13 protein-coding genes and 1 tRNA gene are annotated in these 14,665 nt (G+C 70.4%); 5 read left to right on the plus strand and 9 right to left on the minus strand.

Annotated elements, in window-relative coordinates:
- Positions 1 to 241: 241 nt before the first annotated feature.
- The gene (locus GQF42_RS21100) at positions 242 to 2,344 is read right to left on the minus strand and encodes a trypsin-like serine peptidase (RefSeq protein ID WP_233273411.1); all 2,103 of its coding nucleotides are present in this window, start codon (positions 2,342 to 2,344) and stop codon (positions 242 to 244) included.
- Positions 2,345 to 2,938: 594 nt separating this feature from the next.
- Between GQF42_RS21100 and GQF42_RS45985 the strand changes: the two genes are divergently transcribed.
- Positions 2,939 to 3,202: a hypothetical protein gene (locus GQF42_RS45985; protein WP_233273412.1), complete on the plus strand. Its 264-nt coding sequence runs from the start codon at positions 2,939 to 2,941 to the stop codon at positions 3,200 to 3,202.
- Between the two features lie 83 nt (positions 3,203 to 3,285).
- Here the strand turns inward: GQF42_RS45985 and GQF42_RS21110 are convergent.
- A tRNA-Thr gene (locus GQF42_RS21110) sits at positions 3,286 to 3,359 on the minus strand.
- Between the two features lie 220 nt (positions 3,360 to 3,579).
- Between GQF42_RS21110 and msiK the strand changes: the two genes are divergently transcribed.
- The 3 genes from msiK to GQF42_RS21125 all read left to right on the plus strand — a co-directional run bounded on the left by msiK (position 3,580) and on the right by GQF42_RS21125 (position 6,201).
- A complete protein-coding gene (msiK, locus tag GQF42_RS21115) occupies positions 3,580 to 4,716 on the plus strand; it encodes a diacetylchitobiose ABC transporter ATP-binding protein MsiK (protein WP_158922184.1) in 1,137 nt (378 codons plus the stop codon).
- 219 nt (positions 4,717 to 4,935) lie between these two features.
- The gene (locus GQF42_RS21120; RefSeq protein ID WP_158922186.1) at positions 4,936 to 5,397 is read left to right on the plus strand and encodes a hypothetical protein; all 462 of its coding nucleotides are present in this window, start codon (positions 4,936 to 4,938) and stop codon (positions 5,395 to 5,397) included.
- A 72-nt stretch (positions 5,398 to 5,469) separates the two neighbouring features.
- Complete coding sequence (locus tag GQF42_RS21125) at positions 5,470 to 6,201, plus strand: nucleotidyltransferase family protein (protein ID WP_158922188.1); 732 nt, start codon at positions 5,470 to 5,472, stop codon at positions 6,199 to 6,201.
- Between the two features lie 122 nt (positions 6,202 to 6,323).
- On the opposite strand, the gene GQF42_RS21130 is transcribed toward GQF42_RS21125, so the two are convergent.
- From GQF42_RS21130 to GQF42_RS21160, 7 genes are all read right to left on the minus strand, one after another.
- A complete protein-coding gene (locus GQF42_RS21130) occupies positions 6,324 to 8,027 on the minus strand; it encodes a DoxX family protein (RefSeq protein ID WP_199272744.1) in 1,704 nt (567 codons plus the stop codon).
- Positions 8,028 to 8,155: 128 nt separating this feature from the next.
- Positions 8,156 to 9,097 (minus strand): 23S rRNA (guanosine(2251)-2'-O)-methyltransferase RlmB, encoded by a 942-nt coding sequence (gene rlmB, locus GQF42_RS21135; RefSeq protein ID WP_158922190.1) that lies wholly within the window; start codon positions 9,095 to 9,097, stop codon positions 8,156 to 8,158.
- A 104-nt stretch (positions 9,098 to 9,201) separates the two neighbouring features.
- Positions 9,202 to 10,605, minus strand: a complete 1,404-nt coding sequence (cysS, locus tag GQF42_RS21140) for a cysteine--tRNA ligase (RefSeq protein WP_158922192.1) — start codon at positions 10,603 to 10,605, stop codon at positions 9,202 to 9,204.
- 59 nt (positions 10,606 to 10,664) lie between these two features.
- Positions 10,665 to 11,075, minus strand: coding sequence for a PPOX class F420-dependent oxidoreductase (locus GQF42_RS21145; RefSeq protein WP_158922194.1), 411 nt, complete (start codon positions 11,073 to 11,075; stop codon positions 10,665 to 10,667).
- 174 nt (positions 11,076 to 11,249) lie between these two features.
- Entirely contained in the window at positions 11,250 to 11,747 is a 498-nt protein-coding gene (gene ispF / locus GQF42_RS21150) for a 2-C-methyl-D-erythritol 2,4-cyclodiphosphate synthase (protein WP_158922196.1), read from the minus strand.
- Positions 11,737 to 12,489, minus strand: coding sequence for a 2-C-methyl-D-erythritol 4-phosphate cytidylyltransferase (gene ispD / locus GQF42_RS21155; protein ID WP_158922198.1), 753 nt, complete (start codon positions 12,487 to 12,489; stop codon positions 11,737 to 11,739). Before ispD ends, ispF begins: the two co-directional genes overlap by 11 nt.
- A 315-nt stretch (positions 12,490 to 12,804) precedes the next feature.
- Positions 12,805 to 13,287, minus strand: coding sequence for a CarD family transcriptional regulator (locus GQF42_RS21160; protein ID WP_003953493.1), 483 nt, complete (start codon positions 13,285 to 13,287; stop codon positions 12,805 to 12,807).
- Between the two features lie 674 nt (positions 13,288 to 13,961).
- Here GQF42_RS21160 and GQF42_RS21170 point away from each other — a divergent pair.
- The gene (locus tag GQF42_RS21170; protein WP_158922200.1) at positions 13,962 to 14,657 is read left to right on the plus strand and encodes a DUF461 domain-containing protein; all 696 of its coding nucleotides are present in this window, start codon (positions 13,962 to 13,964) and stop codon (positions 14,655 to 14,657) included.
- Positions 14,658 to 14,665: the final 8 nt, after the last annotated feature.

Genomic DNA, 14,665 nt, shown 5'->3' on the forward strand with positions numbered 1-14,665 from the left:
CCCCCGTTTTCTCTTGTCCGACGAGTCGGATGTTCGAATAGTGGGCGCAGACTAGCGCACGGAACCGGCCATGCCAGCCTCAGGGTTGGGCGAACCGAACGCGGTAGAAGGTGCGAGATATCTCCGGGGCAGATGTGGGGGCTCCGACCGGCCCAAGACAGTCCCCGTGGATCGCTGCCGGGCTGACATCCACCGTCGTCGTCCAGGAGTCCCCTGGGCCGAGGCCCAGGGGAGTTCGTGGTCAGCGTCGGTAGTACGGCAGCGACGAGCCGGACGCGGTCGCGAGTACGGCTTCCGTGCCGAGGCTGTTGCCGCTGTCCTGGTACATGGACAGCTGGCCGTCGGACCAGCGCACGAGGTAGTCGTTGGACCGGCTGTCGGTGCTGGTGAAGTTGCCCGCCGTGGTGAGCGTGGCGTGGGTCCACAGCGTGCTCGGGGCCCGCAGTCGCACTTCTCCGTGGAAGCCGTACTGGTTGATGTCCGGGTACAGGGTCAGTTCGCCGTCGGACCAGCGGACCACGAGGTCCGACTCGTTGGTCCCGGCGAAGTCGGCGGACGTGAGGGATGTGGCGTGTGTCCAGGTGGAGTTGGCAGGATTGAGCCGGACCTCGCTGTGGAGGCCGGTGGAGTTGATGTTCTTGTAGAGCGTGGTCTCGCCGTCGGACCAGCGCACGATCAGGTCGTCGGGCCAGTGGTCGTCGGTGGTGTACCGGCCCGCCGTCATGCCGACCTCGTGCTGCCACAGCGTGCCCGGCTTGACGAGCGTGATCTGGCTGTGCAGGCCGTGCGCGTCGACGTCGGGGAAGAGGGTGAGGCTGCCGTCGCTCCAGCGCACCAGCAGGTCGTAGGTGTCAGAGCCTGTGAAGTCGCCGGCCGTGATGGAGACGGCCTTCGTCCAGGTGGTGTTGGCCGCGACGAGCTGTATCTCCTTGTCGAACCGTCCGTTGCCACCTCCCCGGTACAGCGTCAGCTCGCCGTCCGACCAGCGCACGATCAGATCGCTCTTGTCCGGATCGGGCGAAGGCGAGGGCGTGAAGGAGCCGGAGGCGACGAGGGCGGTATGGGTGAGTGTGGAGGCGCCGGGCAGCACATTGGGACGTGCGGGGGCGGTGCCGGCGACCGCCGCGTTGTACAGGTTCTGGACGTCGGAGCCGTAGGCGGAGCTGTAGGAGACGTCGGCGGTCGGTCCGCCGGTGTCCCAGCCGCCGATGGTGCCCACCACGTCGCCGGTGCCGGTGGCCGGGTCGAAGTTCTCCAGGAACGGGCTGCCGCTGGTGCCGGTTGCGAAGCCGTCGCAGGCGATCCGGAGGTACGAGCCGGGGGTGCCGTCGCTCGGGGTGTACTGCGTGGTGTTGTTGTCGCAGGTCAGGGGCTGCGTGGCGGTGCCCGGGTAGCCGACCAGCCGAATGCTGGGGAAGGCGTAGCCGCGGCCGGTGGCCAGGTTGTTGCCGCCCACCACGTCCTGCACCTGCTTGCCGTCGCTGCGCGGGCCGACCTGGGCGAACGCCATGTCCCACGGGGCGCCCTGGACGTGTCCGCGGTCGTAGTAGCGGGGATCGATCCAGACCCGGCTGCGGCCTTCGGAGTCCGTGGCGACGGGGAAGATGCCGTACGGCTGGGGGTTGGCCGCGGTCCACTGGGGGACGAACGCGAGCGAGCCGCCGCCTGCCCGCCCGTCCAGGCAGTGCCCGGCGGTGAGCACGATGTTGTGGTGCGGGCTGTTGATGACGCTCGCGGTGCAGAAGTAGGACCCGCTGCTGGTCTGCATGTACATCCGGCCGACCATCGGCAGCCCGCCGAAGTAGGAGCTGCCGGGACCCGTCCCGCCCGTGCTCGTGGGGGACGGGCTCGGAGAGGCGGTGGGGCTCGCCGAGTCCGACGCGCTGGGGGAGGTGCTCGGGGCGGCGGACGAGGTGTCCGTCGGGGCGGCGGTCGGGGTGTCTGTAGCGGTGGCGGAGGGATCCGGGGTCGAGGTGTCGGTGGGTGTGTCCGTCGGGCCCACGGTGGCGCTCGGCGTGGCGTCCATCGGAGCCTCACGCAGGTCCTGGGCCTTCGGACCACCGGTCACCGGCGGCTTGACGAGCCCCTGGAGCGTGGGGTGGGCGGCGGCCTTGCCCGTGCTCCGCGGTTTGGCGTCCGGAAGCGGCTTCGCTTCTGCCATGCGCTGCGCGGTCCAGAACCGCTTGGCCGCAAGGGCTGTCCAGTGCGGCGCGGCGGCTGGGAGACGCGGAGCGGTGTCCGGTATCGCGGACGTGTACGCCGGAGGGGCGTTCGTGGCGCCTGCCGTTTCGACCGAGACGACGAGAGTTCCGGCCAGCGCGGTGATCGCGCCTACGGCGGCCACGAGAAGGGCACCGCGCCGACTCGCGCGGTGCCCGGCAGTTCTGCTCACTTTTGGGCTGAATTCCCCCCACTTGGCGTGGCTCCCCGCCACGCAGGCGATAGGACTAGCAGAGAGTACGGCACTGTTGCTCGGCGATCGAACTATGGGGCGAATTCGCCTGGGTGATGAGCCGGCGGCCGGTGCCTGCTCCCGGACGCACAGCGGCATCGGGGTGAGGCGCCGCGTTCAGCTTCTTCAGGTCAGGCTGGTCAGCCAACTCGGATCCTCATGGAACAGATCGGCGTGCGCCTCGTAGTACTCCTGCTGGTCGGAGTCCTCGTCGTCGCTCTGACCCTGCATGCGCCCGAAGCCGGGGCGGCCTTGGTCGGAGCCACTGCGGTGGTGGCACTACTCGCCCAACTCATGGGCCGCGAATGACTCTGGACGAGCAGAGATGCCTGTAGCCATGCACGCTCGGCGAAACCAGCACCACCGGCACGCGTCGACACGGCTGATTTCGGTCCTACTCGTAAGCCCGAGTTCGCCCTGTCTGCCGGTACTCCTCCACGGGGATCGGATCGACCCCGGGCACGGATTACGAGGGCCTGCAAGATCGTGACGGGTGATGGGCGATCATGCTCGATCCGGTTTTGCCTGGCCGACACGTACACGAGCCTGCTGCCCGAGGCGGACCTGGCGATCGCCGAGGCCGCAGCGCGGCTCGTACCGCGCGCCCGCCGGGCGAGTGATGCCGAGAAGCCCGAAACCGAGCCAGAGGCGGCTGACGGCGGGAAATCCGGCACCGACGGGATGCCGGCGGATGCCGAGGCATCCGCCGCCCAGCCGGGCCGTGGCGGCGCACCGCTCACGCACCGCTGACCCAAACGGCCCCGGACGCGGAGTCCGAGGCCGAACAGAGCGTCCCGCCTGAGAGAAACCCCAGGTCAGAGCCGGTTTTCCAGAGCCCCCTGTCGGATTCGAACCGACGACCTTCGCTTTACAAGAGCGGCGCTCTGACCAGCTGAGCTAAGGAGGCCTGCGCATGGGCGCCCGTGCAGTGTACCCAGGTCCGGACCCCCTCCTGTCGAAAATTTCCGCGAAGTTCACCGTCACCCGGGTACTGACAGATCGAGTGAACGCCAGGTACGGTCCTGAGCCAGTTCATCCGTGTGGACTACACCGCGTGGACTACACCAACCACCTTCCTACAACGGATCGTCCGGCACGTTCCTGCCGGTAGAAGGGGGCCCTTCACCATGGCCACTGTCACGTTCGACAAGGCGACCCGGATCTACCCGGGTTCCACCAAGCCCGCCGTCGACGGTCTCGACATCGCGATCGAGGACGGCGAGTTCCTCGTCCTGGTCGGCCCGTCCGGTTGCGGAAAGTCCACCTCCCTGCGGATGCTCGCGGGCCTGGAGGACGTCAACGCCGGCGCCATCCGTATCGGTGACCGCGACGTCACCCACCTGCCGCCCAAGGACCGGGACATCGCCATGGTGTTCCAGAACTACGCCCTGTACCCGCACATGACCGTCGCCGACAACATGGGCTTCGCGCTCAAGATCGCCGGCGTCAACAAGGCGGAGATCCGGCAGAAGGTCGAGGAGGCCGCGAAGATCCTCGACCTCACCGAGTACCTGGACCGCAAGCCCAAGGCCCTGTCCGGCGGTCAGCGCCAGCGTGTCGCCATGGGCCGCGCGATCGTCCGGGAGCCGCAGGTGTTCCTCATGGACGAGCCGCTGTCCAACCTGGACGCCAAGCTCCGCGTCTCGACCCGTACCCAGATCGCGTCCCTGCAGCGCCGCCTCGGCATCACCACCGTCTACGTCACCCACGACCAGGTCGAGGCCATGACGATGGGCGACCGGGTGGCTGTCCTCAAGGACGGTCTGCTCCAGCAGGTCGACTCGCCGCGCAACATGTACGACAAGCCCGCGAACCTCTTCGTCGCCGGCTTCATCGGCTCCCCGGCCATGAACCTGATCGAGGTCCCGGTCACCGACGGCGGCGTGAAGTTCGGCAACAGCGTCGTCCCGGTCAACCGCGAGGCCCTCAAGGCCGCCACCGACAAGGGTGACAAGACGGTGACCGTGGGCGTGCGCCCCGAGCACTTCGACGTGGTCGAGCACAACGGAGGCGTGGCGGCCTCCCTGAGCAAGGACAGCGCCGACGCCCCGGCCGGTCTCGCCGTCTCCGTGAACGTGGTCGAGGAGACCGGCGCCGACGGCTACGTCTACGGCACCGTCGAGGTCGGCGGCGAGCGCAGGGACCTCGTGGTCCGCGTCAGCAGCCGCGCCGTGCCGGAGAAGGGCTCCACGCTGCACGTCGTGCCGCGGCCGGGCGAGATCCACGTGTTCTCCACCTCCACCGGCGAGCGCCTGACCGACTGAGCGGACTGAGCTGCGCATTCGCGCGCGAGTTGACGAAAGGGGCCCCGCGGAGCGCCGCGGGGCCCCTTTCCTACCCGAATGTCCTTGCGGACATACCCCGGCGCAGCGATCATTCCGGGCGAACGGCGTCAACCCCTTACCCAGAAAACGCCACAGTCTCATCCCCCGTAAGAGTGACTCAATGTCGCCAAATCATCACCGGGCGCTACCCTCACACGCGTGAAGCACTCCACCACCCCTCAGACGCGACGCGGCCACCGGGGCGGCCCTGCCCGCCGGATCGGCCGCACTCTCGCCCTTGTCCTGCCCGTCGTCCTGGTGCTCTCCGGGACCCTCGCGGTCACCCGGGTCAGCTGGACCCGGAGCCCCTCCGGCTCGGCGCTGACCGCCTCGGACGTCTCCCCCGCGGAGGTCTCCGCCAAGACGGTCTCCGACGCCCCGCAGGACGTGCTCCGCGACCGGCTGATCGGCGAGCTCCAGAACGAGAACCCGGGGGTGGTCCTCACCCACCTCCAGCAGGCCGTCAACGGGCGCCCGTCGCTGGCCCGGCACTGCTCCTCCATCGCCCACGCCCTGGGCCAGGCCGCGGAGCGCATCTACGGCGCCACGCGCGCCCAGTCCTACGCCCGCCCGGTGTGCGACACGGCGTTCGCCTCGGGCGTGCTCGCCGCGCACAGCTGAGAGCACGGCGACGCCCGCAGCAAGCGCGTCGCCATGGGCCGGCCCGGACGGGGCGCCACGTACAGTGCGGACATGACCCATCCCAACGCCGCGTCGCGCCCCACCCAGGCCGTGGTCCTGGCCGGTGGCCAGGGCTCCCGGCTGCGTCCGTACACCGACGACCGGCCCAAGCCGATGGTCGAGATCCCCGGCACGGGCACCCCGATCATCGGCCATCAGCTGACCTGGCTGGCCGAGGAAGGCGTGACGGACGTGGTGGTCTCCTGCGGCCACCTCGCCGAGGTCCTGCAGAAGTGGCTGGACTCTGCCGACCTGCCGCTCTCCGTCACCACCGTCGTGGAGACCGAACCCCTCGGCCGCGGCGGCGGCCTCAAGTACGCCGCCGCGCGTCTGCCCCACCCCGACCGGCCGTGGTACGCCACCAACGGCGACATCTGGACCCGCTTCTCCCTGCGGGACATGGCCGACTTCCACACCGAGCGGGACGCTGCCGCGACCCTGGCCCTGGCGCGGCCGCGCATCCCCTGGGGCGCGGTCGAGACCGACGGGTTCGGGCACATCACCGACTTCATCGAGGCGCCGCCGTCGACGTTCGAGATCAACGCCGGTGTGTACGTCTTCTCGCCCGAGTTCGCCGAGATGCTCCCGGATCAGGGGGATCACGAGCGCACCACGTTTCCCCGGCTGGCCCGGGAACGACGGCTGTTCGGGTTCCCCATTCCGCAGGGGGCGTACTGGCGGGCCATCGACACCGCGAAGGACCTGACCGAGGCGGCCAAGGAACTGGCGGCCCTGGGTCGTTAGGCCGCCCGCCGCGACCGGCGCCCCGGCCGTCGAGCCGGGAACGGTCTCTTCCCCCTCCTCTTCCCCCCAGCCGAAAGGGCCCCGCATCTTCGCGATGCGGGGCCCTTGGTCTGCCGGACGGGCTAGCCGAGCAGGCCGCCCACCAGGCCCGGATCGCCGGAGGACGAGGAGCCGCCCGAGCTGCCGGTGCCGCCCGAGGACGAGCCGCCCCCGGTCGACGTACCACCGGTGCTCGTCGGGCCCGCCGACGAACTCGGCGCGCCGCCGGTCGGGGCGGACTGGCGGGGCGGGACCTGGCCCGTGGTGCCCTGGGTCTGGCTCGGGGCCGCGGTCGTCCCGCCGGCGCTCCTCGTGGCGCCCGGTGTCGTCGCCGCGCCGGACGGGCTCGCACCGGCCGTGGCGCCGCCCGTGGGGGCCGTGGAGGCCGACGGGGTGGTGCCACGGTGCCGCCTGCCCGGCCCCTGCGGGAGCGGGGAGCCGGGGAGGTTGTTGCGGGGGGCCTCGCCGGGGCCGGGGACGACCACGCGGCTGGAGTCGCGTACGGCGCCGCCCAGCAGGGAGCCGACGAGCAGGGTGAAGCCGACCGTGACCGTCGTGATCAGCGCGCCGCGGCGCAGGACGTACCGGCGCAGCTCCCAGAGGTCGGAGCGGGGGCCGAGCCGGCGCCAGGCGCCGGCGGCGAGGCGGCCGTCCACGGAGTAGACGGGGGCGCCGGCGATGATCAGTGGGGACCAGGCGGCCATGTAGATGATGTCGGGGGCGTCGTAGGCCGGGACCGTCTTCCAGCTGACCGTGACGATCAGGGCGGCGGAGAGCAGGGCCCCGACGACCGCGGCCACGCGCTGCCAGCAGCCGAGGATCGTCAGGACCCCGACGACCACCTGGAGGAAGGCGATGACCAGGCCCGAGCCGACCGGATGGTGCAGGGCGAACTGGCGCAGCGGCTCGGCCACGTCCCACGGGTGCAGGGTGTTGAGCCACTTGACCATGGAGCCGCGCTTGCCTCCGTCGAAGTAGACGGGGTCGCACAGCTTGCCCATGCCGGCGTAGATGGAGATGAAGCCGAGGAAGATCCGCAGCGGGAGCAGGACCACGCCGAGGTTCATCCGGCGGCCCGGGTAGTAGGCGTGCCGGGCCGGGTCGTCGCCCTGGCGCCGGGCGGCCCGCGGGGTGGTGTCGGGGGCGGAGGGGTCCGTGTAGTCCGTGTAGTCCGCGTACTCGTCGTAGCCGTCGTAGCCGTCGTAGCCGTCGGGGTGCGCGAAGTCGGCTTCCGGGTACGGGGGTTCGCCGTAGGCGCCGCCGCCCGTGCGCATGTGCGGCAGGAGGCGGGTGCCGTCGGCGGTGTCGGGGGCGGTGCGCTGGTGGCCCACGACCGGGGTCTCGACCGTCTGGTCCAGGCCGTCGTAGGCGTCGGCGTACCCGGTCCCGACCCGCGGGATGACCTGGGTGGCGCCGGCCTCGGGCTCGTCGGCCCGGCGGACGCTGCCCCGTACGGCCTGGAGGAGCCGGTGGGCGCCGGTGTCGTCGGGGGCGGACCTGCCGCTCCACACGACGGGGCGGCGGCGCGCGGTGCCCATCACCGGCATCCGGCCGGTGTCCTGGGCGGTGCTCAGATGCCGGGCGATCCGCGGGGATTGGGTGCGCTTCGCCGACGCTCCCAGCTGCACGCGGAAGCTGGCGTGATTGACGATGACCTGCGCCGGATCGCTCGGCACCTTCACCATGCTCAGCGCGGGAGCGTCGTCGGGCGCGGACGTGAATCCGGAATTGAATCCCGACGAGCGGCCCCCCGTGGGTGTGCGGGGTGTTCTGGTGTCCACACTCATCTAACCGAGTGACCCGGAGTTAGGACACTGCTTTGACCGGGCGGATGTGTCCGGACCCCGTCAAAGGGGCCCGGAGCACCCCACGGGCACCGGAATTAATCCGAACAGGTGAAAACCTGGACGGATGTTCAGCTCCGCCTGCGTGCCGCCTCGTACAGGACGATGCCCGCCGCCACACCGGCGTTGAGCGACTCCGCGCCACCCGGCATCGGGATGCGCACCCGGAAGTCGCACGTCTCGCCGACCAGGCGGGACAGGCCCTTGCCCTCGCTGCCGACCACGATGACCACCGGACCCTGCAGGGCCTGGAGGTCGCCGAGTTCGACCTCGCCGTCCGCCGCCAGGCCCACGACCGTGATGCCGGCCTTCTTGTAGGCCTCCAGGGCGCGGGTGAGGTTGGTGGCGCGGGCCACCGGGGTGCGGGCGGCCGTACCGGCGGAGGTCTTCCAGGCCCCGGCGGTCATACCGGCCGAGCGGCGCTCGGGCACGACCACACCGTGACCGCCGAAGGCGGAGACGGAGCGGACGACCGCGCCGAGGTTGCGCGGGTCGGTGACCCCGTCGAGCGCAACGATCAGCGGGTCCTCGCCCTCGTCGTAGGCCGCCTCGGTGAGGTCCTCGGGGTGCGCGTACTCGTACGGCGGGACCTGCAGGACGAGGCCCTGGTGGTTCAGGCCGTTCGTCATGCGGTCCAGCTCGGGGCGCGGGGCCTCCATCAGGTTGATCCCGCCGCGCTCGGCGGCGAGCTGGAGGGCCTCGCGGACGCGCTCGTCGTTGTCGATGAACTGCTGGACGTAGAGGGTCGAGGCCGGGACGCCCTCGCGCAGCGCCTCGACGACCGGGTTACGGCCGACGACCATCTCGGACGTGCCCCTGCCGCCCCGGCCGCGCGCCACCGGACGGCGCTGGGCCTGCTTGGCCTTGGCGGTGGCGATGCGGTTCTTCTTGTGTCCCTTGCGCATCTCGGCGGGCGGGGTCGGACCCTTGCCCTCCAGGCCCCGGCGTCGCTGGCCGCCACTGCCGACCTGCGCGCCCTTCTTGCCGGACATGCGGCGGTTGTTCGCGGCCATGAGTCACTCGTCTCCGTGAGCTTCGTACGTACGTCTTACGCGTCTGTGTCTTATGCAGTGTGCCGCCCGGAGGGCCGGGCGGCACAGTCGATCAAGCAGGGCGGTCAGCGCTGGCCGAGCGACCAGCGCGGGCCCTGCGGGCTGTCCTCGATGACCAGGCCCGACTGGCCGAGCTGGTCGCGGATGGCGTCGGCGGTGGCCCAGTCCTTGCGGGCGCGGGCCGACTCGCGCTGGTCCAGGACCAGACGGACGAGGCTGTCGACCACGCCGTGCAGGTCTTCGCCACGGCCCGCGTCCTCACCGGCCCAGAACGCGTCCAGCGGGTCGAGGCCGAGGACACCGAGCATGGCCCGCACCTCGGCGAGCCGGGCGACGGCGGCCTCCTTGTCGTCCGCGGCCAGTGCGCTGTTGCCCTGCCGGACGGTGGTGTGCACGATCGCGAGGGCCTGCGGGACGCCCAGGTCGTCGTCCATCGCCTCGGCGAAGGCGGGCGGGACCTCGGCGGCCGGCTCGACCGTGCCCCCGGCCTTCTCCACCACGCGCTGCACGAAGCCCTCGATCCGCGCGAACGCGGACTCGGCCTCGCGCAGGGACTCCTCGCTGTACTCGATCATCGAGCGGTAGTGCGGGGTGCCCAGGTAGTAGCGGAGCACGATCGGCCGCCACTGCTTGACCATCTCGCTGACCAGGACCGAATTGCCGAGCGACTTGGACATCTTGTCGCCGGCCATGGTGACCCAGGCGTTGTGCACCCAGTACCGGGCGAAGTCGTCGCCGTAGGCCTTGGCCTGGGCGATCTCGTTCTCGTGGTGCGGGAAGATCAGGTCGAGGCCGCCGCCGTGGATGTCGAAGGCGCTGCCCAGGTACTTGTGCGCCATCGCCGAGCACTCCAGGTGCCAGCCGGGGCGGCCCGGGCCCCACGGGGTCGGCCAGGTCGGCTCGCCCGGCTTGGCCGACTTCCACATGGCGAAGTCCCGCGGGTCCCGCTTGCCGGTCTCACCCTCGCCGGACGGCTGGAGCAGGTTGTCCAGCTCCTGCCGGGACAGCTGCAGGTACTGCGGGAAGGACCGCACGTCGAAGTAGACGTTGCCGTCGGCCTCGTACGCGTGCCCGCGCTCGATGAGGCGCTGCATCATCTCGACCATCTCGGGGATGTGGCCGGTGGCGCGCGGCTCGTACGTCGGCGGCAGGCAGCCGAGCGCGGTGTAGCCGTCGTTGAAGGCGCGCTCGTTCTCGTACCCGATGGACCACCACGGGCGGCCCTGTTCGCGGGCCTTGGCGATGATCTTGTCGTCGATGTCCGTGACGTTCCGGATGAACGTCACGTCATAGCCGCGGTACGCGAACCAGCGGCGCATGATGTCGAAGTTGAGCCCCGAGCGGATGTGCCCGATGTGGGGTGCCGCCTGCACGGTGGCGCCACAGAGGTAGATCGAGACACAACCCGGCTTGAGCGGGGTGAAGTCACGGATCTGCCGGGCGCTGGTGTCGTACAGGCGAATGGTCACCACTCCAGGGTAGTGGGCGCGAGAGGGTGCCTCACGCCCTTCCCCGCGTTGCCGCCGCCTCAGAGCGGCCCCTGCCCGACGACCTTGCGCGGACGCACCCGCACGACCACCCGCGCGGCGTCGTCCTTCGAGGCCGGGTTGAAGTCCGCGTACTGCTTGCCGGTGTACTTCATGCTCAGTTCGTCGATGAGTTCCGGGGCGCCCTCGGTGGTCAGTTCGGCTGTGCCGCGGATCTCGGCGTACGCGTAGGGCTGCTCGGGGGGCGAGACGACGATCGTCACCCGCGGGTCGTGCCGCAGGTTCTTGTACTTGCGCCGGTCGACCGTCGTGGAGAAGAGGATGTCGTCGCCGTCCCGCTTCACCCAGACCGGGGACATCTGCGGGCTGCCGTCGGGCTGGAGGGTGCCGACGACGATGAACACCTTCTGGTCGAGCAGGGCCTTGAGGTCCTCGGACAGGGCGGCGGACATGGGTACCTCCGGAAAAGCCGTGGTCGACGGTGACTCGGGAGACTCTCCGGGTACCCTCGCACGCTCCCGGCTCCCCCGCACCGGGAACGCGCCGTCGACCCGTACGCCGATCAGCCCGGCCGCCCGTCGATCCGCCGACCCGTCGGTCCGTCCGCCCGGGGACCCGTCGGTCCGTCAGCCCGTCCGCACCACCAGTGCCGTGGCGATCGCCATCAGCCCCTCCTCGCGCCCCGGGAAGCCGAGGCCGTCCGTCGTGGCGCCGGAGACGGAGACGGGGGCGCCGGCCGCCTCGGAGAGGACCTTCTGGGCCTCGTCCCGGCGCTTGCCGATCTTCGGGCGGGGACCGACGACCTGGACGGCGATGTTGCCGATGCCGAAACCCGCCTCGCGGACCAGGCGGGCCGCCTCCGTCAGCAGGGTCACGCCCGAGGCGCCGGACCACTCCGGGCGCCCGGTACCGAAGTGCTGCCCCAGGTCACCGAGGCCGGCGGCGGAGAAGAGCGCGTTGCAGGCCGCGTGCGCGACGACGTCCGCGTCGGAGTGGCCGGCCAGCCCCGGCCCCTCGCCCTCCCACTTCAGGCCCGCGCACCACAGCTCGCGGCCCTCCTCGAAGGCGTGGATGTCGGTGCCGATGCCGACCTGGGGGAGCATCGGGGGCTGCTCAGAAGCCATCGTTCAGCCTCCTGCGGGCCAGGACCGCCTCGGCGAGGACGAGGTCGAGGGGGCGGGTGACCTTGAAGGCCTCCTCGTGGCCGGGGACGGTCACGACACGCAGGCCGAGCTGCTCGACCATGCTTGCGTCGTCCGTCACGTCGTCGGTGACGGTCTCGTGCGCACGGACCAGGGTCGCGCGGTCGAAGCCCTGCGGCGTCTGGACCGCGCGCAGGCGGGCCCGCTCGGGCGTGGCGACGACCGGTTCCGGGGTGCCGGCGACGGTCGCGGGCTCGACCTCCTTGACGGTGTCGGCCAGCGGCAGCGCGGGTACGACGGCGGGCGCGCCCTCGCGCACGGCCTCGATGACCGCGTCGACCGTGTCGACCGGCACGAGCGGGCGGGCCGCGTCGTGCACGAGGACGACGCCGTACTCCGGGGGCAGCGCGTCCAGACCGAGCCTGACCGATTCCTGGCGGGTCTCTCCGCCGGGTACGACCAGGAAGTCCGTGCGCTCGGGCAGCGCGTGCGCGTCGAGCAGGGACTTGACCTCGGCGGCGCCTTCGGAGGGCGCGACGACGATCACCAGGGAGACATGGCGGGACGCGGCGAGTGCCCGGACGGCGTGGATGAGCATGGGCGTGCCGCTCAGCGCGCGCAGCGCCTTGGGGGCGCCCGGGCCGAGGCGTACGCCCCGGCCGGCGGCGGGAATCACGGCGGCGACGGGGGTCTGCGCAGGTGAGGGGCGCGATTCGTCAGACATCGGTTCCTGTCAGGTTTGTGTGCTCGACCTAGGTGGGTATGGCCTGGAGGAGTGCCGGGCGCGACGCCCTTGACCGGACCCTTCCGTGACCCTGGTCGAGGCCATCAGCCCGGTACACCAAGTATCGGGGGGCTTTCTTCTCAGAAGTTCCCCGACCGACGCTGCGCGGGGACGAAGCGGGTATGAACATGCCGCAGCGCCCGGCGACGGGATCCGACAGAGTCAGTGTCGAATCCGTGTCATCGGGCACCGCGGCATTTCACTGTGCTGAGCGTGCTGCGCGAGCCGGAGGCGAGGGATCGCCGCCGTGGCGCGTCAGGAGGCGAGCACCTCGTCGAGCAGGGCCTCTGCCTTGTCCTCGTTCGTGTTCTCCGCGAGGGCCAGCTCGCTCACCAGGATCTGGCGGGCCTTGGCGAGCATGCGCTTCTCACCGGCGGACAGTCCGCGCTCGCGCTCGCGACGCCACAGGTCACGCACGACTTCGGCGACCTTGATGACATCGCCGGAGGCGAGCTTCTCCAGGTTTGCCTTGTAGCGACGGGACCAGTTCGTGGGCTCCTCGGCGTACGGTGCACGCAGCACCTCGAAGACCCGGTCCAGCCCGTCCTGACCGACCACATCACGTACGCCCACGAACTCAGCATTGTCCGCTGGCACACGTACCGTCAGGTCACCCTGGGCGACCTTCAGCACCAAGTAGGTCTTGTCCACGCCTTTGATCTGGCGAGTTTCGATGGCCTCGATCAGCGCGGCCCCGTGATGGGGATAGACCACGGTGTCGCCAACCTTGAACGTCATGTGACAGGTACCCCTTCCGTGGCTATCCAGGGTAACACGGATACGGCGTCTTCTGAATGGCGTTTTCGCAGGTCAGGGCATATCTCGGGGCTTGACAACAGCAACAGGAACGTGCTTCGAGGGCCCTGCACAAGCGGGTATTCGCAGGTCGGAGGGGCTCTTCGGGCGGAGGGAAACGCGTACGTTACACACTCCGGGCGCCCCCTCCAAGTGGCTTAACGTCCCGATTTGTCCCGTTCCAAGCGTACGACTTCCGCTACTCCGTTCGGTGCCGGGAGGCGGATCCGGAGGCGGATCCGGAGGCGGATCCGGAGGGCATGCGACACGAATCCGGAATTGATCAACGGTTGCCGGAGGGTGCTCGGTGATCAATATCGAGGGCGGTCAACCGAGACGGTCTTCGAAGCCCTCATCGACAGCTCGCGCATTCCTTCACGGAAATTTTGCGCGCGGTTATGTGAATGACGGACGAGCGCTCGGCAAAGTGACTCAAGAGTCACTTGTGGCTGGAGTGACGAGAGTGGGGCAGTACCCCCAGCCGGAGGGAAGCCGGACGCTTGGGGAGGGTCGGGTGTGGTGGCGTGGGAACGGCTCGGTAACCTAAGGCCGCTGACAGACACTTAGGGTGGCTTTACAAGAGGAGCCGCCCGTGCGTTCAAGGAGTTGCCGCCGCCGTGAGCAGCAGCCTTCGACGCGGCGCCCTCGCCGCTTCCGCCATCGTCTTCTCGATCGCCTCGCTGGCCGCCTGCGGTGCCGGCAACGACTCACAGACGCTGGAGATCAAGCCGGACAACGCAGCCACCAAGGTCGGCAACATCAAGGTCCAGAACGCGCTGATCATCACGCAGCCCGATCTGCAGTCGACCGGGCCGGCCGTGGTCTCCGCGACCCTGTTCAACCAGGGCGCCAGTGACGAGACCCTGCAGTCGATCTCCCTGCCGGGCACCAGCTCGACGGTCACGCTGACCCCCGCCAAGGGCCAGAGCCTGACGGTCCCGGCGCACGGCTCCCTGATCCTCGGCGGCCAGGGCAACGCCTCCGCGGAACTGCCCAACGGGCGGTCGGCGGTCATGGACGGCAACGTCCAGAAGCTCACCTTCACCTTCAGCACGACCGGCGCCGTGAGCCTGGACTCCTTCGTGGTCCCGGCCACCAGCTACTTCGACAAGTGGGGCCCGAGCCAGATCCCGTCCGCCCCGGCGACCCCGACCGGCGCCCCGGGCGCGTCCGCCTCCAGCAGCGGCAAGCCGGCCAAGCACACCGGCAAGGGCAAGGGCGGCAAGGCGACCCCGTCGTCCACCGCGAGCGGGTCCGCGTCCACCGGAGCGACCCCGACCGACTCGGCGTCCCAGTCGGTCGCCGGTCACTGACCCTCCCC

The sequence above is a fragment of the Streptomyces broussonetiae genome, assembly GCF_009796285.1.
Lineage (GTDB): Bacteria > Actinomycetota > Actinomycetes > Streptomycetales > Streptomycetaceae > Streptomyces > Streptomyces broussonetiae.